This is a genomic window from Bacteroides sp. MSK.18.37, from assembly GCF_019129155.2.
GTDB classification, from domain to species: Bacteria; Bacteroidota; Bacteroidia; order Bacteroidales; family Bacteroidaceae; genus Bacteroides; species Bacteroides ovatus.
In genome coordinates this window covers 4,756,804-4,775,466 of the sequence record NZ_JAHOIB020000001.1, presented here as the reverse complement: position 1 = coordinate 4,775,466, position 18,663 = coordinate 4,756,804, and the positions used below count along the sequence as shown (strand labels likewise).

General features: G+C 51.6%; 26 protein-coding genes. 18 read left to right on the top strand and 8 right to left on the bottom strand.

Annotation, left to right across the window (positions count from 1 at the left end; all coding sequences use genetic code 11):
• Positions 1 to 26: 26 nt before the first annotated feature.
• From mobB to KSX81_RS18255, 3 genes are all read right to left on the bottom strand, one after another.
• Entirely contained in the window at positions 27 to 1,277 is a 1,251-nt protein-coding gene (gene mobB, locus KSX81_RS18265; RefSeq protein ID WP_008781210.1) for a conjugal transfer protein MobB, read from the bottom strand.
• The gene (mobA, locus tag KSX81_RS18260) at positions 1,256 to 1,684 is read right to left on the bottom strand and encodes a conjugal transfer protein MobA (protein ID WP_005776212.1); all 429 of its coding nucleotides are present in this window, start codon (positions 1,682 to 1,684) and stop codon (positions 1,256 to 1,258) included. Before mobA ends, mobB begins: the two co-directional genes overlap by 22 nt.
• A 270-nt stretch (positions 1,685 to 1,954) precedes the next feature.
• Positions 1,955 to 2,134 (bottom strand): hypothetical protein, encoded by a 180-nt coding sequence (locus tag KSX81_RS18255; RefSeq protein ID WP_072066744.1) that lies wholly within the window; start codon positions 2,132 to 2,134, stop codon positions 1,955 to 1,957.
• Between the two features lie 232 nt (positions 2,135 to 2,366).
• Between KSX81_RS18255 and KSX81_RS18250 the strand changes: the two genes are divergently transcribed.
• From KSX81_RS18250 to KSX81_RS18165, 18 genes are all read left to right on the top strand, one after another.
• The gene (locus tag KSX81_RS18250; protein ID WP_005643916.1) at positions 2,367 to 3,122 is read left to right on the top strand and encodes a ParA family protein; all 756 of its coding nucleotides are present in this window, start codon (positions 2,367 to 2,369) and stop codon (positions 3,120 to 3,122) included.
• A 5-nt stretch (positions 3,123 to 3,127) separates the two neighbouring features.
• A complete protein-coding gene (locus KSX81_RS18245) occupies positions 3,128 to 3,577 on the top strand; it encodes a DUF3408 domain-containing protein (RefSeq protein ID WP_004311202.1) in 450 nt (149 codons plus the stop codon).
• The gene (locus tag KSX81_RS18240; protein ID WP_317197081.1) at positions 3,574 to 3,963 is read left to right on the top strand and encodes a DUF3408 domain-containing protein; all 390 of its coding nucleotides are present in this window, start codon (positions 3,574 to 3,576) and stop codon (positions 3,961 to 3,963) included. The genes KSX81_RS18245 and KSX81_RS18240 overlap by 4 nt, the downstream gene beginning before the upstream one ends.
• The gene (locus KSX81_RS18235) at positions 3,960 to 4,700 is read left to right on the top strand and encodes a hypothetical protein (RefSeq protein WP_049100628.1); all 741 of its coding nucleotides are present in this window, start codon (positions 3,960 to 3,962) and stop codon (positions 4,698 to 4,700) included. The genes KSX81_RS18240 and KSX81_RS18235 overlap by 4 nt, the downstream gene beginning before the upstream one ends.
• Positions 4,701 to 4,900: 200 nt before the next feature.
• The gene (locus tag KSX81_RS18230; protein WP_004311205.1) at positions 4,901 to 5,212 is read left to right on the top strand and encodes a DUF4134 domain-containing protein; all 312 of its coding nucleotides are present in this window, start codon (positions 4,901 to 4,903) and stop codon (positions 5,210 to 5,212) included.
• A gap of 10 nt (positions 5,213 to 5,222) precedes the next feature.
• Positions 5,223 to 5,555: a DUF4133 domain-containing protein gene (locus tag KSX81_RS18225; protein ID WP_007749041.1), complete on the top strand. Its 333-nt coding sequence runs from the start codon at positions 5,223 to 5,225 to the stop codon at positions 5,553 to 5,555.
• Positions 5,552 to 8,056: a TraG family conjugative transposon ATPase gene (locus tag KSX81_RS18220; protein ID WP_211475857.1), complete on the top strand. Its 2,505-nt coding sequence runs from the start codon at positions 5,552 to 5,554 to the stop codon at positions 8,054 to 8,056. The genes KSX81_RS18225 and KSX81_RS18220 overlap by 4 nt, the downstream gene beginning before the upstream one ends.
• Before the next feature lie 37 nt (positions 8,057 to 8,093).
• Entirely contained in the window at positions 8,094 to 8,477 is a 384-nt protein-coding gene (locus KSX81_RS18215) for a DUF3876 domain-containing protein (protein WP_080971827.1), read from the top strand.
• A 26-nt stretch (positions 8,478 to 8,503) separates the two neighbouring features.
• Positions 8,504 to 9,133 carry a DUF4141 domain-containing protein gene (locus KSX81_RS18210; protein ID WP_004308927.1) on the top strand — a complete coding sequence of 210 codons (630 nt, stop codon included), beginning with the start codon at positions 8,504 to 8,506 and terminating at the stop codon, positions 9,131 to 9,133.
• A 3-nt stretch (positions 9,134 to 9,136) separates the two neighbouring features.
• The gene (gene traJ / locus KSX81_RS18205; protein WP_118496404.1) at positions 9,137 to 10,141 is read left to right on the top strand and encodes a conjugative transposon protein TraJ; all 1,005 of its coding nucleotides are present in this window, start codon (positions 9,137 to 9,139) and stop codon (positions 10,139 to 10,141) included.
• A gap of 31 nt (positions 10,142 to 10,172) precedes the next feature.
• Positions 10,173 to 10,796 carry a conjugative transposon protein TraK gene (gene traK, locus KSX81_RS18200; RefSeq protein ID WP_004314861.1) on the top strand — a complete coding sequence of 208 codons (624 nt, stop codon included), beginning with the start codon at positions 10,173 to 10,175 and terminating at the stop codon, positions 10,794 to 10,796.
• Positions 10,797 to 10,801: 5 nt separating this feature from the next.
• Positions 10,802 to 11,062: a TraL conjugative transposon family protein gene (locus tag KSX81_RS18195; RefSeq protein ID WP_044546584.1), complete on the top strand. Its 261-nt coding sequence runs from the start codon at positions 10,802 to 10,804 to the stop codon at positions 11,060 to 11,062.
• A 28-nt stretch (positions 11,063 to 11,090) separates the two neighbouring features.
• On the top strand, positions 11,091 to 12,440 hold the full coding sequence (traM, locus tag KSX81_RS18190) for a conjugative transposon protein TraM (protein WP_122118582.1): 1,350 nt from the start codon (positions 11,091 to 11,093) through the stop codon (positions 12,438 to 12,440).
• Between the two features lie 54 nt (positions 12,441 to 12,494).
• A complete protein-coding gene (gene traN, locus KSX81_RS18185) occupies positions 12,495 to 13,481 on the top strand; it encodes a conjugative transposon protein TraN (protein ID WP_122118583.1) in 987 nt (328 codons plus the stop codon).
• A 2-nt stretch (positions 13,482 to 13,483) separates the two neighbouring features.
• On the top strand, positions 13,484 to 14,059 hold the full coding sequence (locus tag KSX81_RS18180) for a conjugal transfer protein TraO (RefSeq protein WP_118473142.1): 576 nt from the start codon (positions 13,484 to 13,486) through the stop codon (positions 14,057 to 14,059).
• Between the two features lie 8 nt (positions 14,060 to 14,067).
• Positions 14,068 to 14,940, top strand: a complete 873-nt coding sequence (locus KSX81_RS18175) for a toprim domain-containing protein (protein ID WP_005840064.1) — start codon at positions 14,068 to 14,070, stop codon at positions 14,938 to 14,940.
• 30 nt (positions 14,941 to 14,970) lie between these two features.
• Entirely contained in the window at positions 14,971 to 15,477 is a 507-nt protein-coding gene (locus KSX81_RS18170) for a DUF3872 domain-containing protein (RefSeq protein ID WP_217726081.1), read from the top strand.
• A complete protein-coding gene (locus KSX81_RS18165) occupies positions 15,474 to 16,001 on the top strand; it encodes a glycoside hydrolase family protein (protein ID WP_048928290.1) in 528 nt (175 codons plus the stop codon). The genes KSX81_RS18170 and KSX81_RS18165 overlap by 4 nt, the downstream gene beginning before the upstream one ends.
• Before the next feature lie 65 nt (positions 16,002 to 16,066).
• Here the strand turns inward: KSX81_RS18165 and KSX81_RS18160 are convergent, their stop codons facing one another.
• From KSX81_RS18160 to KSX81_RS18140, 5 genes are all read right to left on the bottom strand, one after another.
• Positions 16,067 to 17,374, bottom strand: a complete 1,308-nt coding sequence (locus KSX81_RS18160; protein WP_229069671.1) for a hypothetical protein — start codon at positions 17,372 to 17,374, stop codon at positions 16,067 to 16,069.
• A 157-nt stretch (positions 17,375 to 17,531) separates the two neighbouring features.
• The gene (locus KSX81_RS18155; protein WP_048928289.1) at positions 17,532 to 17,840 is read right to left on the bottom strand and encodes a hypothetical protein; all 309 of its coding nucleotides are present in this window, start codon (positions 17,838 to 17,840) and stop codon (positions 17,532 to 17,534) included.
• Between the two features lie 52 nt (positions 17,841 to 17,892).
• Positions 17,893 to 18,198: a DUF6956 domain-containing protein gene (locus KSX81_RS18150; protein ID WP_083434146.1), complete on the bottom strand. Its 306-nt coding sequence runs from the start codon at positions 18,196 to 18,198 to the stop codon at positions 17,893 to 17,895.
• A complete protein-coding gene (locus KSX81_RS18145) occupies positions 18,138 to 18,368 on the bottom strand; it encodes a DUF3873 domain-containing protein (RefSeq protein ID WP_008778214.1) in 231 nt (76 codons plus the stop codon). The genes KSX81_RS18150 and KSX81_RS18145 overlap by 61 nt, the downstream gene beginning before the upstream one ends.
• A gap of 20 nt (positions 18,369 to 18,388) precedes the next feature.
• Positions 18,389 to 18,646: a hypothetical protein gene (locus KSX81_RS18140; protein ID WP_008778215.1), complete on the bottom strand. Its 258-nt coding sequence runs from the start codon at positions 18,644 to 18,646 to the stop codon at positions 18,389 to 18,391.
• Positions 18,647 to 18,663: the final 17 nt, after the last annotated feature.

Here is an 18,663-nt window from a genome sequence, read left to right as displayed (position 1 = left end):
TGATTGTTGATACTTTGTCTGACTGATTACATTCCCAAGCCCTTGCGCTTCTTCTTTTTCTTCCTGCGCTGCATCGCCCGGATGAAGGCTTCCTCCTCGGCGTCCACTGCCGGGCCTTCGGGAGAGAACAAGCCCATGCCGTCCAAGTCCCTTCCGTATTCGGAAGTGGACGGAGCTTGCGTTTCCTCCTGACCCTCCGTGGTAATGGAAAGCGGAACCGGCGGCTGTCCGGCGTATGGCAGCGTGAAGTGTTCCTGCAAGGCGTTGGCGGACAGTTCCCTGCCCATGCGTGAGCCGTTCAACACGCATCCTGTTCGGTGGTCGATGAACGTTGCCCCGTAGATGCGTCCTTCCTCCGTATAGCGCAGCACGGTGTCAATACCTTTCTCCTTGAGTGTGGCAATGAACCTCTCCTTGTCATACGTGCCTTGCAGTACGGAAAGGACGGTGCGCTTCGTCATGTCGGCGAGTTTTCTGTCCTTGATTTCCGTTTTTGAACGGGCGAACTTTCTCTGTACGGCATCATAGCCGACGGACTTCCCGAAGAGCGAGGACTTGAAAGGATTGCCGACCTTGTTGCCACTGTCGTCCGTAACGGAATAGACCAGCCCATTATATTCCCGTCCGCGCACGTTGCCCCGCGCTTCCTCCACCGTCATATTATATAAGGAAAGGAGGGCGCGGTATTCGCCCATCGTCTGGAAACGGTAACGGCGGTTAAGTTCCTTTACCACATTCCCCGCCTGTTTCTTCACATCGCCCGCCGAAACATCCACTTTATGCAGCGGCATATCGGTACGGCGGCTTTTCCGTTCCGCGTCATGCAGCCCGTATTTCCGTTCCAGCTCGCGGGTTATCTGCTTGCTACGGTAAAAGTTGTTCCGGGTGTCTATGCTCCTGCCGTCCCCGTCCACCCGCACCGTCACGATATGCAGGTGGTGGCGGTCTATGTCCTCATGCTTGTACACCATATAGGGCTGGTTGCCGAAGCCCATCTTCTCCAGATACTCCCGCGCGATGTCCTGAAGCTCGGTGTCGGTCAGCATATCGTCGGGATGCGGGTTGAGCGAGATATGCACCACCGGCTTCTCCACCTTCGACCGCACGGGCATCAGGGCGAGGAAGTCCTCCATCGCCCGGCGGATGTCCACCGTTCCCGTACCGTCATTGTAGATGCGGTTGGTCGTCAGCAGCCGCCCTTCCTCCTTGTTGATCTTCTCCCCGTTGTAGGCAAGTGCGCCGTACAACGAGTTTCCTACGCTGATTTTTGCGACCATTTTTCCTGCATCTCTTTAGACAGTTCCACAATCTGGCGGCTCAGTTTCACGAGTTCGACGGTCTGTTGCTCCAGTTTGTAGAGCAACGCCATCGCCTTTTTCTCGGAAAAATGCAGCCTCAGTTCCTTCACGACTTGGTTGTAGTTCGTGCCTATTGCGCGGAATTGCGCATGAAAATCAGATAGCTTGGTGTAGTAATCCACCAGCGTTTTATCCACTTTCAGTACCTTGAACGGTTGCCCGAAGAAGTGCGCCTTCAGGAAAACCGACTTGGCGTAAACGCCCGACTTCTCGAACATGGAGAGGAAACGGTTGTGTTCCTCCTCGCTGAAACGGACGGTGTATCTGAACACCGCCGGATCGAGTTTGGGATTTCTCCCGCCTTTGTTTCTTTTTTTTTCACTCATATTACTTTGGATTTAGCGGTTTGACGGCATAAGCCGCCGCTTCATGGCACAGACACCGTAGGTTTGAGAGGCTTCCCGACTTCGGAGGGTAAGCCCGCCCCCTGCAAGGGCAAGGCGTTTTCCGGGATGCTCAAAATATTTTGAGCGGCTGAAAACATACCTTGCTATGTTCAGGTGAACATAAAAATCCGTTGGGGACGGATTGGGGATGATTTCTTTCAAACTCCGGGCTGCGCCACCTGCGGCGTACCCTGCCGTTCAGGTGCAAAGTTACGCCCTTAAAGCGATGTCGGACAGAGGCTTGACCCAGACAATCAGTGTCAACCGGCGCAACGTGCTGCCACTTGCCGGAGAAGTGATACAAGTTCCAAAATATCCTTGTTTATTTGCAGTGTGATTCGGATGTGGGACTGAAAATACACTCCTTCCGCCAGATGTTCGGACAGCAATCCGGGCATCAATCCAAACGGTTGAAAACAGGTGTATGTATACAGATAGTTTTCCAAGCACACGTCCGTGCGGACGGATAAAAGCATGGACGGTTGGACAAACCGATGAATACCCGCAGGCACAGCCGGATTAAGGAGTGAATAAATAAATGAATGGGAGTGCGTGCGTACGTACTAATGACAATACGCTACCGCCACCGGACAGATGTATAACCAAATAAATTATCAAAAAAATGAAAGAAGCAACTTATGTGGCAATCTCCACGCAGAAAGGTGGAGCGGGTAAGACAACCCTGACAGTGCTTGTAGCAAGCTATCTGCACTATGTGAAAGGCTACAACGTAGCCGTGGTGGACTGCGATTTCCCGCAGTACAGTATCCATGACATGCGCAAGCGTGACATGAAAGCCGTCATGGAGGACGGGCATTACAAGGTGCTGGCGTATGAGCAGCTCAAACGACTGAAGAAGAACCCGTACACCATCAGATGCAGCCGTGCGGAAGATGCGGTAAAGACCGCCGAAAATCTGGTGGCAGCGCAGCCCGACCTCGATTTCGTGTTCTTCGACCTGCCGGGAACAATCAACAATGCCGATGTGGTGCAGACCATTTCCCAAATGGACTATATCTTCACGCCCATCATCGCCGACCGTGTGGTGATGGAGAGTTCCATCAAGTTCGCCACTGTCATCAACGAACAGATGATAAGCACGGGCAAGTCCGGCATCAAAGGGATTTACCTCGTGTGGAACATGGTGGACGGACGCGAAAAGACTGAACTTTACAAGGCATACGACAAGGTCTGTGCCGAGTTCGCCCTGCCCATTCTGGAAACACATCTACCGGACAGTAAGCGCTTCCGCAAGGAGACGGCGGCAGAACGCAAGGCGGTATTCCGCTCCACGGCGTTTCCGGCGGACAAAATACTGGTACGCGGCAGCAACCTCGACAAACTCGTCGATGAGATTCTCGGCATCATCAAAAACTGAACGGCATGGCAAAGAAAACAAGAATCGAGGACATCGACAGCGAAGCCGTAATCAACTCATTTCGACTGGACGATACAAGCATTCCGCCGGAAGCGAGAAGCACGGACGGGAACGCTCCTGTCCCACCTCCGAAAGAAGCGATACAAGAAGCCGTTTCTCCACCCGCCTCGCACTCCAAAGAGGAGCCGGAACGCAGGCGCAGGAACAGCAAGCCGGAAAAATTGGATTATGACACAGTATTCATATGCGGTTCCAATATCACGGCAAGGCTCGGCAAGCAGGTCTATATCCGCAAGGAGTACCACGACCGCATACAGAAGATGCTTCATGTAATCGGAGGCAACGAAGTGACTATCGCGGCATTTCTTGACAACGTGCTGACACACCATTTCACGCTGTTCCAAGACGAGATAGCCGAATCGTTCAAACGGCACATGGAATCCTATAATTTATAAACACTCAAAAACAACAAAGAAGTATGAAAAGAACAAATAAGAACCGTCAGGCTGAGTATCTGCAAACAGGAAAGAGTGAAAGAACCGCTGTCCGTGCAGCAAAGTGTGTAACCGACTACGGACAGGAAAATACCGACGTTGACTTCCGCAAGGATAAAGGCAGAGACAAACCGCTCTCGACTTTCCTGCAAGCATCGGAAATCAAAACGCGGCAATGTATATACATCAGCCGAGAAATTCATGAGAAAGTCGCTATCGTTACCAGTCGGATGGGAAACGGTTTGAGCATCGGCAAGTTTGTGGATAACATCCTCCGCGACCATTTCCGACAATACGGGCAGCAGTACATGGAACAGATTAAAAACGCCCAAAAAGTAAGATTATGACAAAGGCGTTTTTAATCGTATCGGTTGCTTGCAACGTGTGGTTTCTGTTTCTGCTGTTCTATGACCGCATCATGGACACGAAGCTCATCCGTTTCTTCAGACATATTGCCGGGCTGTGGCGGTCATTGGACAGTACGGTGGCAGAGCAAGGAAAGGATAAGGAAATACCTCACGCAGACACCTCGGACATCATTGGCAAGAGCCGTTTCAAGATGGCATCGACCCGGACAACCGCTGCCATACCGACGCAAGAAGCCGCCACTTCGGAAAAAGGCATTGAGCTGTCGGAGGAAGAGGCTACTTTTGACGACGGAAACACGGAAACCGTCTCACGCCCGACACAAGTACCGGAGGACAAACTCGATGAAACCTTCACGAGCATCCCGCCCTCGGAACTGGAGTACGGAGAAGATAAACCGGAGGATGAAGAACCTGACAAAAAGCAGGCTTCGGGAAGTAGCTTCGAGGATATTGACATGGCAGTACACACCATATGGAAGGAATCACCATCCGATGAGGAAATGCGACACGCCGGAAAGGTCATGACGGAACTGGACGGGACAGAGCTTTTCACAAGAATAACGGAACGCCTGACCGATGAAGCAATGAGCGAGAGGCTTGCAAAGGCGATGGCAGTTTTCGTGGACACGGTGAACATGACCGTGACACAACAAAAGGAAAAGGTGTTCGTGATTCCCGACAACATCGAGGAGTTCGACTTCCGAAACTATGTATAACAACTAAAAAAGAATGGAAATGAAAACGTAAAATGACGACACCCACGCGCACGGCGGTACAAGGTACAGCCAACCCGCAACGGAGACGCCCAAGTCCGTAGAAACAAACAGGCAACCACTAAACCAAAGTAAAGAAACAAAGTATCAACCGCCCGAAAAAGGACTATCCACCCTTTGGACGGCACAAAAAAGAACAGTTTATGAACAAGAACATCAGACAAAAGTTAATCATCGCTGCGGCACTTATGATTGCCGCAACCGCCTCCGCTTTCGCACAGGGAAACGGTCTGGCAGGCATCAACGAAGCCACCTCTATGGTGAGTTCGTATTTCGACCCCGGCACGAAATTAATCTACGCCATCGGCGCGGTAGTCGGGCTTATCGGTGGCGTGAAAGTGTACGGAAAATTCTCGTCTGGAGACCCGGACACCTCGAAGACCGCCGCCTCGTGGTTCGGGGCTTGTATCTTCTTGATTGTCGCCGCCACTATCCTGCGCTCATTCTTCCTTTAATAAACAATGTATGGCTGAATACCCGATAAACAAGGGTATCGGCCGTCCGGTCGAGTTCAAGGGTTTGAAGGCTCAGTACCTCTTCATCTTCTGCGGAGGTCTGCTGGCTCTCTTCGTCCTGTTCGTCATCCTCTATATGGTCGGCATCGACCAGTGGATATGTATCGGCTTCGGCGCGGCATCGTCTTCCGTCCTCGTATGGCAGACCTTCGCGCTGAACGCCCGGTACGGCGAACACGGGCTGATGAAATTGGGAGCGGCAAGGAGCCATCCCCGATACCTTATCAACCGACGGCGGATCACCCGATTATTCAAACGGCAACGAAAGGAAGAAACGACATGAGAAATACATCCAAAATGACAACACTGGAAAACAAGTTCCCCCTGCTGGCGGTGGAGCATGGCTGCATCATCTCCAAAGACGCCGACATCACGGTGGCTTTTGAGGTGGAACTGCCGGAGCTTTACACCGTGACGGGCGCAGAGTACGAGGCGATACACGGCTGCTGGTGCAAGGCTATCAAGGTGCTGCCGTACTTCTGCGTCGTGCATAAGCAGGACTGGTTCATCAAGGAACGCTACAAGCCGGAGTTACAGAAAGACGACATGAGTTTTCTGAGCCGCTCCTTTGAACGCCATTTCAACGAGCGTCCGTACCTGAAACACTCCTGCTATCTCTACTTGACCAAGACGACGAAAGAACGTAACCGTATGCAGAGCAACTTCAGTACGCTGTGCCGGGGACATATCATCCCGAAGGAACTGGGCAAGGAAACCGCCGGGAAGTTCATGGAGGCCGCCGAACAGTTCGAGCGCATCATGAACGACAGCGGCTTTGTCAGGCTGCGACGCCTCTCCACCGACGAGATTGTCGGGACGGAGAAGTCCGCCGGACTGATAGAGCGTTACTTCTCGCTCATGCCCGAAGGCGACACGACCTTGCAGGACATCGACCTCTCGGCAAAAGAAATGCGTATCGGTGACAACCGCCTGTGTCTGCACACCCTCTCCGACGCGGAGGATATGCCCGGAAAGGTGACTACCGACATCCGCTACGAGAAACTCTCCACCGACCGCTCGGACTGCCGCCTTTCCTTCGCCTCCCCCGTTGGTCTGCTGCTCTCCTGCAACCACATCTACAACCAATATGTGATTATCGACAACAGCGAGGAAAATTTGCAGAAGTTCGAGAAGTCCGCAAGGAATATGCAGTCGCTATCCCGATACAGCCGGAGCAACAGCATCAACCGCGAGTGGATAGACCAGTACCTGAACGAAGCCCATTCCTACGGGCTGACATCGGTGCGGGCGCACTTCAACGTCATGGCATGGAGCGATGACGCGGAGGAGCTGAAGCATATCAAGAACGATGTAGGCAGCCAGCTCGCCAGCATGGAGTGCGTACCCCGCCACAACACCATCGACTGCCCGACGCTCTACTGGGCGGCGATGCCCGGCAATGCGGCGGACTTCCCGGCGGAAGAGAGTTTCCACACCTTCATCGAGCAGGCGGTGTGCCTCTTCACGGAGGAAACCAACTACCGCAGCTCGCTCTCGCCCTTCGGCATCAAGATGGTGGACAGGCTTACGGGAAAACCGCTGCACCTCGACATCTCCGACCTGCCAATGAAGCGGGGCATCACCACCAACCGCAACAAGTTCGTGTTGGGTCCTTCGGGCAGCGGCAAATCCTTCTTTATGAACCACCTCGTGAGGCAATACTACGAGCAGGGTACGCACGTGGTACTGGTGGACACGGGAAACTCCTATCAGGGCTTGTGCGAAATGATCCGGCGCAAGACAAACGGGGCGGACGGCGTGTACTTCACCTACACGGAGGAGAAACCGATTTCGTTCAACCCGTTCTACACCGATGATTACGTGTTTGACGTGGAGAAGAAGGACAGCATCAAGACATTGCTGCTGACGCTCTGGAAGTCGGAGGACGACAAAGTGACGAAGACGGAAAGCGGTGAACTGGGCAGTGCGGTGAACGCCTATATCGAGCGTATCAGGGCTGACAGGAGCATCGTCCCCTCGTTCAACACCTTCTATGAGTATATGCGCAACGACTACCGCCGCGAACTGGCAGAACGTGAGATAAAGGTGGAGAAGTCCGACTTCAACATCGACAATATGCTCACTACCATGCGGCAGTATTACCGGGGCGGACGCTACGACTTCCTGCTCAACTCCACGGAGAACATAGACCTGCTCGGCAAGCGGTTCATCGTCTTCGAGATTGACAGTATAAAGGAGAATCGCGAGCTTTTCCCTGTGGTGACCATCATCATCATGGAAGCCTTTATTAACAAGATGCGCCGTCTGAAAGGCGTGCGCAAACAACTGATAGTGGAAGAGGCTTGGAAGGCTCTCTCTTCGGCAAACATGGCTGAGTACCTGCGCTATATGTACAAAACCGTGCGCAAGTATTACGGGGAGGCAATCGTGGTGACGCAGGAGGTGGACGACATCATTTCCTCGCCCGTCGTCAAGGAGAGCATCATCAACAACTCCGACTGCAAGATACTTCTCGACCAGCGGAAGTACATGAACAAGTTTGATGCCATACAGTCCCTGTTGGGTCTGACGGAGAAAGAGAAGTCGCAGATACTCTCCATCAACATGGCGAACAACCCGTCAAGGCTCTACAAGGAAGTGTGGATAGGATTGGGCGGCACGCAGTCGGCGGTCTATGCCACCGAAGTTAGTGCTGAAGAGTATCTGGCGTACACCACTGAAGAAATGGAGAAGGTGGAGGTTTACCGTCTGGCGGAGCAGCTGGGCGGTGACATTGAAGCCGCCATCCGGCAGCTTGCCGAAAGACGGAGAAACAAGGAATAAGTAAAAACAGATTCATCAACCAAAAAAGAAAATGCGTATGAGTATATCAAGAACGAAGATGCTGCAAGTCAGCAAGTGTTTAATCGGGCTGGCGGTCATGGTGTTGCAATCCTGCGATGTAGCGGACAACCGCCGCGACCTGCTTTGCGGGAACTGGGAAAGCGTGGAGGGAAAGCCCGACGTGCTTATCTACAAGGAGGGTGAAGCCTATAAGGTGACGGTGTTCAAGCGGAGCGGGCTGCGCCGCAAGATGAAGCCGGAAACCTATCTCTTGCAGGAGGAGAACGGCAACCTGTTCATGAACACCGGATTCCGTATCGACGTGTCCTACAATGAGGCGACGGACATCCTGACCTTCTCGCCGAACGGGGACTATGTGCGTGTGAACCCGAAACCGGACCATCCGATAAGCGAGCAATAACGATAACCACTAAAATCCAAAGTAACATGAGAACAAGAATAACACTTATTATCTGCCTGTGCCTGTTTGCAGTCGGTAGGGCAAGCGCACAGTGGGCGGTGATAGACCCGTCCAACATCGCGCAGAGCATCGTGAACACCTCCAAGAACGTGGTACACACTTCCACGACCGCCCAGAATATGATAAAAAATTTTCAAGAAACGGTAAAGATTTACGAGCAGGGCAAGAAGTATTACGACGCACTGAAATCCGTGAACAATCTGGTAAAGGACGCCCGGAAGGTACAGCAGACCATCCTGATGGTGGGTGACATCACCGATACCTATGTGACCAGCTTCCAGAAGATGATGCGTGACGACAACTTCACGGTGGAGGAACTCGGAGCCATCGCCTTCGGCTACACCAAGCTGTTGGAGGAATCCAACGATGTGCTGACGGAACTGAAGAATGTGGTGAACATCACCACGCTCTCCATGACCGACAAGGAGCGCATGGACGTGGTGGAACGCTGCTACTCCAAGATGAAGCGTTACCGCAACCTCGTGAGCTACTACACCAACAAGAATATCAGCGTGAGCTATCTGCGGGCAAAGAAGAAGAACGACCTTGACCGCATCATGGGGCTGTACGGGAACATGAACGAAAGATACTGGTAGCCTATGGATTTCGACAACCTTCACCAGATTCTGCGCTCGCTCTACGAACAGATGATGCCACTATGCGGGGACATGGCGGGCGTGGCGAAAGGCATCGCCGGGCTGGGCGCGCTGTTCTACGTCGCCTACCGGGTGTGGCAGTCGCTGGCGAGAGCCGAACCGATAGACGTGTTCCCCATGCTGCGCCCGTTCGCCATCGGTCTGTGCATCATGTTCTTCCCGACGGTGGTATTAGGCACGATAAACAGCATCATGTCGCCCGTCGTGCAGGGTACGGCAAAGATGCTGGAGGCGGAAACGCTGGACATGAACCGATACCGTGAGCAGAAGGACAAACTGGAATACGAGGCGATGATGCGCAACCCCGAAACCGCCTACCTCGTGTCGAACGAGGAGTTTGACAAACAGCTGGAGGAACTGGGCTGGTCGCCCGGCGACATGGTGACGATGGCGGGGATGTATATTGAGCGTGGGATGTACAACATGAAGAAGGGCATCCGCGACTTCTTCCGCGAGATACTGGAACTGATGTTCCAAGCCGCCGCCCTCGTGATAGACACCATCCGCACGTTCTTCCTCGTGGTGCTGGCGATACTCGGTCCGATAGCCTTTGCCATATCGGTGTGGGACGGCTTCCAAAGCACGCTCACGCAGTGGATATGCCGCTACATACAGGTCTATCTGTGGCTGCCCGTGTCGGATATGTTCAGTACCATACTGGCGAAGATACAGGTGCTGATGCTGCAAAGCGACATCGAACGGATGCAGGCTGATCCGAACTTCTCGCTGGATTCGAGTGACGGGGTGTATATCATATTCATGATAATCGGCATCATCGGCTACTTCACCATTCCAACGGTGGCAGGCTGGATTATCCAAGCCGGAGGCATGGGAAGCTACGGCCGCAACGTGAACCAGACGGCGGGACGAGCCGGAAGCATGGCGGGCAGCGTGGCGGGTGCAGCCGCAGGAAACGTGGTCGGACGTGCCGGGAAACTGCTGAAATAATCAACTGACAATTAAAAACGAATAAACAACAATGGAATTTAAGTCACTCAAAAACATCGAATCATCGTTCAGGCAGATACGCCTGTTCGGTATCGTCTTCCTCTCGCTGTGCGCCGTGATAACGGTATGGAGCGTGTGGAGTTCCTACCGCTTCGCGGAGCGGCAACGGGAAAAGATTTACGTGCTGGACAACGGCAAGTCGCTGATGCTGGCTCTCTCGCAGGACTTGTCGCAGAACCGTCCGGCGGAGGCAAGGGAACACGTGCGCCGCTTCCACGAGCTATTCTTCACGCTCTCGCCCGAAAAGAGCGCGATAGAGCATAACGTGAAACGCGCCCTGCTATTGGCGGACAAAAGCGTGTACAACTACTATTCGGACTTTGCCGAGAAGGGGTACTACAACCGCATCATCTCCGGGAACATCAACCAAGTGCTGAAGGTGGACAGCGTGGTGTGCGACTTCAACGGCTATCCCTACCGTGCCGTGACCTATGCCACGCAGAAAATCATCCGGCAAAGCAACGTCACCGAACGCAGCCTCGTGACCACGTGCCGCCTCTTGAACTCGTCCCGTTCGGACGACAATCCCAACGGTTTCACCATTGAGGGATTCACCATTATCGAGAACAAGGATTTACAAACCATCAAAAGGTAACGGACATGAAGAAAATCAGGAAATCATTTTGGCGTGCGTACTGGAAGCTCCACGACAAAAAGAAAATGCTGGTGGCAAGGCTCAAAGGCTATCTGGACGGTTTGCCCCCGAAGACACGCAGGCGCATCGTGCTGGCGATGCTCGCCGCCTTTGCGGTGCTTGCCATCTACACCTTCGGCAAAGCCGTCTATGACATCGGCAGGAATGGCGGCAGCCGGATAGTAACAGACCATGCCGGACAGGTGGGACTGTCCGTAAAGCCGTAAAACAATCACAACGTAATACCTTATTTATATGGAACAGACGAAGAATGAACCTAAAAACGAGAATAAGGCGGCTCCCGACAATGGGAAACCGAAGAAGGAGCGCAAGCCGCTGACCGAAGCCCAAAGGCTGAAACGTCAGAAAATGATAGTGCTGCCCGCTATGGTGCTGGTATTCATCGGGGCTATGTGGCTGATATTCGCCCCGTCTTCCGACAAGGAACAGCAACCGGGAACGGGTGGTTACAACATCGAAATGCCCGACGCTGACAAGGCGAACCGCCAGATTATCGGCGACAAGGCGAAAGCATACGAGCAGGGGGCGATGGAGGAACGGCAGGAGAACCGCAACCGCACCATGCAGGAACTGGGCGATATGTTCGACCGAGAGGTGGCGGAAACGGACGGTGGCAGGGACTTCGACCTTGCCAATCCCGGAGGAACGGAAGAGAACGTGAAATCCGCCCCGAAGACCATCCAGTCCTCCGTAGCCGCCTACCGCGACCTCAATGCCACGCTCGGCAACTTCTATGAACAGCCGAAGAACGACAACGCGGATATGGACGAACTGTTGGAGCGCATCGCTTCGCTGGAATCGGAACTGGAAAGCGAGAAAGGCAAGGCGTCCGCTGTGGATGACCAAGTGGTACTCATGGAGAAGTCCTACGAACTGGCAGCGAAGTACATGGGTGGACAGAACGGCACACAGCCACCTGTCGGACAGGCGTCAGAGCCTTATCCAGTGCAGAAAGCCGGAAAGAACACTGCTGCACCTGTCAGGCAGGTAACGCATCAGGTGGTATCTTCGCTCTCACAGCCGATGAGCAACGCTGAGTTTGTCGCCTCCTTCTCGCAGGAGCGCAACCGCAGTTTCAATACGGCGGTGGGTGTCACGACTGTATCGGACAGGAACACCATATCGGCGTGTGTCTATGGGGCGCAGAGTGTGACTGACGGGCAGGCTGTCAAACTCCGGCTGCTGGAGCCGATGGCGGTAGCGGACAAAATCATCCCCCGTAATGCGGTGGTAATCGGCACGGCAAAGATTCAGGGCGAACGGCTTGATATTGAAATCACGTCGCTGGAGTACGCGGGTACGATTATCCCGGTAGAGCTGGTGGTGTATGACACGGACGGGCAGCCCGGTATCTTCATTCCCAACTCTATGGAAATGAACGCCGTCAGGGAGGTTGCCGCCAACATGGGCGGCTCGCTGGGCAGCAGCATCAATATCTCCACCAACGCAGGGGCGCAGCTCGCCTCCGATTTGGGTAAAGGGCTGATACAAGGAACCAGCCAGTATATCGCCAAGAAGATGCGTACCGTCAAGGTGCATCTGAAAGCCGGGTACAAGGTCTTGCTCTATCAGGACAGGAATTGAAAAAAGAAAAAGTAACAACAATCCAATTTTTATTTACCACTAAAATCCAAAGTAATGAGAAAAGTAATCATCATGTTTGCCCTCGCTATGGGCATCGCAACTGCCAACGCGCAGGAGAACGTAACCGTTGGAAAGGACAACGGAAGTGAACAACCGACCTTGACAAAGGAGGTCTATCCGCAGAAGGAGGCGGACGGCGACCTGTATCACGGGCTGACAAAGAAGCTGACCTTTGACCGCATGGTTCCCCCGCACGGCTTGGAAGTGACCTACGACAAGACCGTCCACGTCATTTTCCCCTCGGAGGTGCGCTACGTGGATTTAGGCTCGCCCGACCTGATTGCGGGCAAAGCCGACGGAGCGGAGAACGTCATCCGCGTGAAAGCTACCGTGAGGGACTTCCCGAACGAAACCAATATGTCCGTGATAACGGAGGACGGGAGTTTCTATGCCTTCAACGTGAAGTACGCCGCCGAACCGCTGCTGCTCAACGTGGAGATGTGCGACTTCATCCATGACGGCGAGGCAGTGAACCGCCCGAACAATGCGCAGGAAATATACCTGAAGGAGCTGGGCAGCGAAAGCCCGATGCTGGTGCGCCTTATCATGAAGTCCATCCTGGGGCAGAATAAGCGCGAGGTGAAGCACATCGGCTGCAAGCGATTCGGCATCCAGTACCTGCTGAAAGGCATCTACACGCATAACGGTTTGCTCTATTTCCACACGGAGATAAAAAACCAGAGCAACGTGCCTTTCGACGTGGACTACATCACATGGAAAATCGTGGACAAGAAGGTGGCGAAGCGTACCGCCGTGCAGGAGCAGATTATCCTGCCGCTCCGTGCGCAGAATTACGCCACACTCGTGCCGGGAAAGAAGAGCGAGCGCACGGTGTTCACGATGGCGAAGTTCACCATTCCCGACGACAAATGCCTCGTGGTGGAACTCAACGAGAAGAACGGAGGTCGCCACCAGTCTTTCGTGATTGAGAACGAGGACTTGGTACGTGCCAATACCATCAACGAACTTCAAGTGCGCTGACCATGAGAAAGTACATCGCAATAATCATCGCGTCGCTTGCCCTGTGTACGGGGCAGGCGCACGCCCAGCGATGCCTGCCGAAGATGCAGGGCATCGAGGTCAGGGCGAACATGGCGGACGGTTTCAATCCCGGTGGCAACGACGGTGGGTACAGTTTTGGGGCGGCTCTTTCCACTTATACCAAAGGCGGAAACAAATGGGTGTTCGGCGGCGAATACCTGTTGAAGAACAACCCTTACAAGGACGGGAAGATACCTGTGGCGCAGTTCACGGCGGAGGGGGGATACTACTTCAAGATACTCTCCGATGCCCGTAAAATCGTGTTCGTCTATGCAGGAGCTTCGGCTCTTGCCGGATATGAATCGGTGAACTGGGGCGAAAAGGTGTTGCATGACGGCTCCACGCTCCATGACCGGGACTCCTTTATCTACGGCGGTGCACTGACGCTCGATGTGGAGTTTTACGTGGCAGACCGTATCGCTCTGCTCGCCAACCTCCGGGAGCGTTGCCTGTGGGGTGGCGACACGAGGAAGTTTCATACGCAGTGGGGCGTGGGCGTGAAGTTCATCATAAACTGACGCACCGCATGGAACGGACGGAAATCGACGCCATGAGGCATATAGCCCTTGCGGACTTCCTCGCACGGCTGGGGCATGAGCCTGTCAGAAGAAGCGGTAACGAGTTGTGGTATCGTGCGCCATACCGCAATGAGCGCACGCCTTCTTTCCGTGTGAACGTGGCGAAACAACTCTGGTACGACTTCGGTACGGGCAAGGGCGGCGACATCTTCACGCTTGCCGGGGAGTTTATCGGAAGCAACGACTTCATGGAACAAGTGAAGTTCATAGCGGAAACCGCCAATATGCCTATGCCTGTTCCCGAAATGAGCAGACCAACTTTCCAGCCTAAACCGTCAGAACCTGCCTTTGAAGGAGTGGAAGCCACCCCGCTGTTTCGTTCTCCACTGACGGACTATCTGGCGGAACGGGGCATTCCTTACGGCATTGCATCCCGGTATTGCTGCCAACTGAATTACGGAGTGCGTGGCAAGCGGTATTTCGCCGTCGGCTTCCCGAATGTGGCTGGCGGATATGAAATCCGCAGCCGTTTCTTCAAAGGATGCGTGCCTCCGAAGGATGTGTCGCCGGTCAAGGCGGAAGGCTCTCCGGCTGACTTGTGCAGCGTATTTGAGGGCTTCATAGACTTCCTTTCCGCCGCCACGCTCGGATTGGAAACGGGTGACTGTCTTGTGCTGAACTCGGTTTCCAACGTGGAAAAGGCGATGAGGTATTTGGGCGGTTACGGGCGCATAGACTGTTATCTTGACCGTGATGAATCCGGACGGCGGACGTTGGAAACGCTGAAAGGACACTATGGGGAACGTGTCTGCGACCGTTCCGCCCTCTATGATGGTTGCAAGGACTTGAACGAGTATCTACAACTGACAACGAAAAAATAAAAATAACAATAACTTAAAAATCAAAGGACAATGAACATACTGAACAACAAGAACAAGAGAATATCAATTTTCAAGGCGTTGGCACTCTGCCTGTTCGCCGCCATATCGCTCACGCTCGTGTCGTGTGACGATGACATGGACACCCAGCAATCATATCCCTTCACGGTGGAAACCATGCCAGTACCCAACAAGGTGACGAGGGGGCAGACGGTGGAAATCCGCTGTGAGCTGAAAAAAACGGGCGACTTCGCCAACACCCTCTATACCATTCGTTATTTCCAGTTCGAGGGGGAAGGCACGCTGAAAATGGCGGGCGGAATCACGTTCCTGCCCAACGACCGCTACCTGCTTGAAAACGAGAAGTTCCGGCTGTATTACACGGCGGAGGGCGACGAAGCGCACAACTTCATCGTAGTGGTGGAGGACAACTTCAACAACTCATACGAGCTGGAATTTGACTTCAACAACCGCAGCGTGAAGGACGACGGGATTGTTTCCGTTATCCCCATCGGCAATTTCAAACCTCTGCCAAGATGATGCGTGTATTCATGGCTATCCTCTGTTCACTTATGGCGGTCTGTTCTGTGTCCGCACAGATCAGCCGCCAAGAGGAAACGGACGGGCAGGCGGCAATTTACCGCCTGCCGCTTATGGAACGAGCATTTTTGTGTACCCGCTACTTTGAGGGCTGGCACTCGGAGAAACACCACCCATACGTGGGCTGGGGTCACCGTGTGCAGTCGGGCGAAAGCTATTCGGCACGCACCATGACGAAACGACAGGCGGACGCACTCCTGCGGAAAGACTTGCGTAAGTTCTGCGCCATATTCCGCAAGTTCGGGCGTGACAGTCTGCTCCTTGCCACACTCGCCTACAATGTCGGTCCATACCGGCTTTTGGGGAGCGGAAAGATACCTAAAAGCACGCTGATCCGAAAATTGGAGGCGGGCGACAGGAACATTTACCGGGAGTATATCGCTTTCTGCAACTACAAGGGTAAACGGCACGCCATGCTGCTCAAACGGAGAAAGGCGGAGTTTGCGCTGCTGTACATTCCGTAACATGGCAAATGTCTGACAAATGAAACTCCGATGAAGCCACAACTTCATCGGAGTTTCCCATTTTGTTAGAATTGAATTCTGACTTCTTTCTCTTTAATATGTATCAAATCCCCCATAATCGTCATAGAACACATTTTCCCATTCCAAGGTTCGTCATAGCATTCCTCTTTATCACAATTTTGTTTTTCACAAAATGAATGCAATGGACAAACATAACCACATTTATGTAATCCCGTTAAATATGTGAACAGAGCATTGTGTCCAATTAAAGCTAACATATCGTCAGACAGTTTACTGGAATCTGTTAAGGACGATGGTGGTGGATTAAAATCTCCGTTGTCAGTATAGCTATAAGGCATTCCTAAAAAATCTATCAATGTTTTGATTCGTTCCTTAGATAGAGGTTGGTAATCAGTAATCAAAGTTAATATTGGAACAAAACCTTTGGCTGGACGTATTCGTTCAAGAACTTCTCCAATATAATCTATTTCTACTTGGACACTTTTAGAAAACACTTGCTTGAATGCGTCTATAAGAGTATCAAAAAAGTCACAAACTGACATTGATTTACCATTGATATTTATTTTAGCTTCATTTATGAACTGTTCAAACAGTTCTATTGCTGATAAATTCGGATTTTCATTCGCATATGCTAATTCATTGATTAAAACTTCAGCAGGAGAAAGACTAAATAAAGATATGTAGCAAATTGTTATCAATTTTATATTATCTGACGCTATTGCTGAAAAATGTTGTTCTGCAATAATCTTAACTAAATTATATGGGAGGTCATATCTTTCATGAGTTGCAGTTTCATCAATTAGCATTTGATATAATGCAGCCATACTCTCCTTGATAATATTAGCCCCCAAAGTTATTGCTTGTTTTGAACCATCTGTAAAACAGATGTCTAATGTTATCACAGGCAATGTCCTATTATTCAATTGTTTATATTTTCGATGAATACAGATACGTTCATTTACATCTATCCTAAAATCATTTCTCCGTGTATCTGCAAGTGGACAATATCCCATTCCACATTTCACAATAGCTATTTTATTCGCCAGTTCTGGAGAATAATCTATATCTAATGGGAGTGTGATAGTAGATGTTGCATTTTCTACAAAAGCATATGTTTCTGCCATTATATTATATCGAACCATACTATCATATAGTCCCCACGGAGTTGATACATTTTGAAGAAAGTGAATATACTCATGAACAATAGTGCCTAATGTTGGAATATCAAGTTCATCTATATTTCCATCATATGAATCATGAATACGAATCTGCATAAACGCAGGTTTATATTCACCTCGACTATTATTCAGTTCGGTTATAATGTGTTTTTGACTTGTCGTTAATTCACACATATTTTACTACTATAATTATGAGTATTAAACTTTTGCAAAGATATTCATAATATTCCATATATCGCCAAAAGCGATTGAAACAGCGGTTTCTTTGCTACTTTCTTTGTCCGCCATCATGCTCACTGAAAGAAAGTAGGCGGCTTTCGCCGCCCACCTCTCAAAAACGGGTGTAAAGCCCCGTCACCATCGTGAACATTTCCTCCAGCATATCGCAATATATCCCCTCGTGCGTTTCAATGTCCTTCGTCCTGCTCTCGAATGTCTTTTTGCTGAACGTCCTGCGGTAGAAACGCATATTGTAGAGGTCTGCACCTCCGTCGTAAATGATGTCAAGACGGTTGGCACTCGTTTTGTTCCTCGCAAGGCTCATGCGTAAGCCGTTGCCCATGTCTATGAAGTCTTTGCTTCCCGTCATGGCGGCAAAGCGTCTGCCGCCTATCTGCTCCAAAATAGTCTTTGCTATCATATTCGTTGTTTTTAGGTGTTATGTTGTGGCGGTGCGGACACCGCCACAATGTTCAAAATTCTGTTTTCTCGGTTATGGGTGTGCATCTTTCCAGCCACTCTTTCAGACACTCCATGTTATACTCGCTCGTTATGACTGCCGTATGGCTGTCAATGGCAGTAAACCTGCTACTTTCATAGTTGTCTATCCACCCCTTTAAGGTATCAACTCCCCATGCTTCGGCATCGTCAAACATACCGTCCAATACCGTGATAGGCTCGCTGAACTTGACTATCAGCGTTTGGTAGCCTGCTTCGTTCATCGCTTGTCCTCCTTCCTTTCCTTTGCCGTTAGCCACTTGTCCCGTGCGGCTCGACATTCGTCTAATGTGGGTTTGACACAAGAGAAAAGTTCCCCGTCCGTGTGGCGGTAGTCGTATTGCACAAGGGTGCGTTTGCGTCTGCCGATACCCGTTTGGAAATTCTCGTAGTTCTCCGTTCCTGCCGATTGGCAGGTGCTTACTCTGTTAATTGTCATTTTTGTTGCCATAGTCGTTGTTATTTAGATGATTAGAAATGTACAGACAGCACTCTGTGTTGCATCACCATTTCGGGGTTACTCGTATAGCGTTGGTGCAGGTAGAAATGATGTGAGCCGAAGCCGTAAAGGAAGAACTTGCCAAGTTCGTGTTTCTCGGCAAAGTCCTTGACGCTCGCCCTTAATTGCTCCTCACTCTGACAAAGAGTGAGGAGGTTCATAAATTCAAGGAACATCGTGGGGATTTTATCATCCCATAGGAAAAGCATGCTTTCAAATCTTACTTCCATAATGTTAGTTGTTAGAT

Coding starts and splice junctions, on each gene's coding strand:
- mobB (WP_008781210.1), bottom strand. CDS start 1,277: ATGGTCGCAAAAATCAGCGTAGGAAACTCGTTGTACGGCGCACTTGCC.
- mobA (WP_005776212.1), bottom strand. CDS start 1,684: ATGAGTGAAAAAAAAAGAAACAAAGGCGGGAGAAATCCCAAACTCGAT.
- KSX81_RS18250 (WP_005643916.1), top strand. CDS start 2,367: ATGAAAGAAGCAACTTATGTGGCAATCTCCACGCAGAAAGGTGGAGCG.
- KSX81_RS18245 (WP_004311202.1), top strand. CDS start 3,128: ATGGCAAAGAAAACAAGAATCGAGGACATCGACAGCGAAGCCGTAATC.
- KSX81_RS18235 (WP_049100628.1), top strand. CDS start 3,960: ATGACAAAGGCGTTTTTAATCGTATCGGTTGCTTGCAACGTGTGGTTT.
- KSX81_RS18230 (WP_004311205.1), top strand. CDS start 4,901: ATGAACAAGAACATCAGACAAAAGTTAATCATCGCTGCGGCACTTATG.
- KSX81_RS18225 (WP_007749041.1), top strand. CDS start 5,223: ATGGCTGAATACCCGATAAACAAGGGTATCGGCCGTCCGGTCGAGTTC.
- KSX81_RS18220 (WP_211475857.1), top strand. CDS start 5,552: ATGAGAAATACATCCAAAATGACAACACTGGAAAACAAGTTCCCCCTG.
- KSX81_RS18215 (WP_080971827.1), top strand. CDS start 8,094: ATGAGTATATCAAGAACGAAGATGCTGCAAGTCAGCAAGTGTTTAATC.
- KSX81_RS18210 (WP_004308927.1), top strand. CDS start 8,504: ATGAGAACAAGAATAACACTTATTATCTGCCTGTGCCTGTTTGCAGTC.
- traJ (WP_118496404.1), top strand. CDS start 9,137: ATGGATTTCGACAACCTTCACCAGATTCTGCGCTCGCTCTACGAACAG.
- traK (WP_004314861.1), top strand. CDS start 10,173: ATGGAATTTAAGTCACTCAAAAACATCGAATCATCGTTCAGGCAGATA.
- KSX81_RS18195 (WP_044546584.1), top strand. CDS start 10,802: ATGAAGAAAATCAGGAAATCATTTTGGCGTGCGTACTGGAAGCTCCAC.
- traM (WP_122118582.1), top strand. CDS start 11,091: ATGGAACAGACGAAGAATGAACCTAAAAACGAGAATAAGGCGGCTCCC.
- traN (WP_122118583.1), top strand. CDS start 12,495: ATGAGAAAAGTAATCATCATGTTTGCCCTCGCTATGGGCATCGCAACT.
- KSX81_RS18180 (WP_118473142.1), top strand. CDS start 13,484: ATGAGAAAGTACATCGCAATAATCATCGCGTCGCTTGCCCTGTGTACG.
- KSX81_RS18175 (WP_005840064.1), top strand. CDS start 14,068: ATGGAACGGACGGAAATCGACGCCATGAGGCATATAGCCCTTGCGGAC.
- KSX81_RS18170 (WP_217726081.1), top strand. CDS start 14,971: ATGAACATACTGAACAACAAGAACAAGAGAATATCAATTTTCAAGGCG.
- KSX81_RS18165 (WP_048928290.1), top strand. CDS start 15,474: ATGATGCGTGTATTCATGGCTATCCTCTGTTCACTTATGGCGGTCTGT.
- KSX81_RS18160 (WP_229069671.1), bottom strand. CDS start 17,374: ATGTGTGAATTAACGACAAGTCAAAAACACATTATAACCGAACTGAAT.
- KSX81_RS18155 (WP_048928289.1), bottom strand. CDS start 17,840: ATGATAGCAAAGACTATTTTGGAGCAGATAGGCGGCAGACGCTTTGCC.
- KSX81_RS18150 (WP_083434146.1), bottom strand. CDS start 18,198: ATGTCGAGCCGCACGGGACAAGTGGCTAACGGCAAAGGAAAGGAAGGA.
- KSX81_RS18145 (WP_008778214.1), bottom strand. CDS start 18,368: ATGGCAACAAAAATGACAATTAACAGAGTAAGCACCTGCCAATCGGCA.
- KSX81_RS18140 (WP_008778215.1), bottom strand. CDS start 18,646: ATGGAAGTAAGATTTGAAAGCATGCTTTTCCTATGGGATGATAAAATC.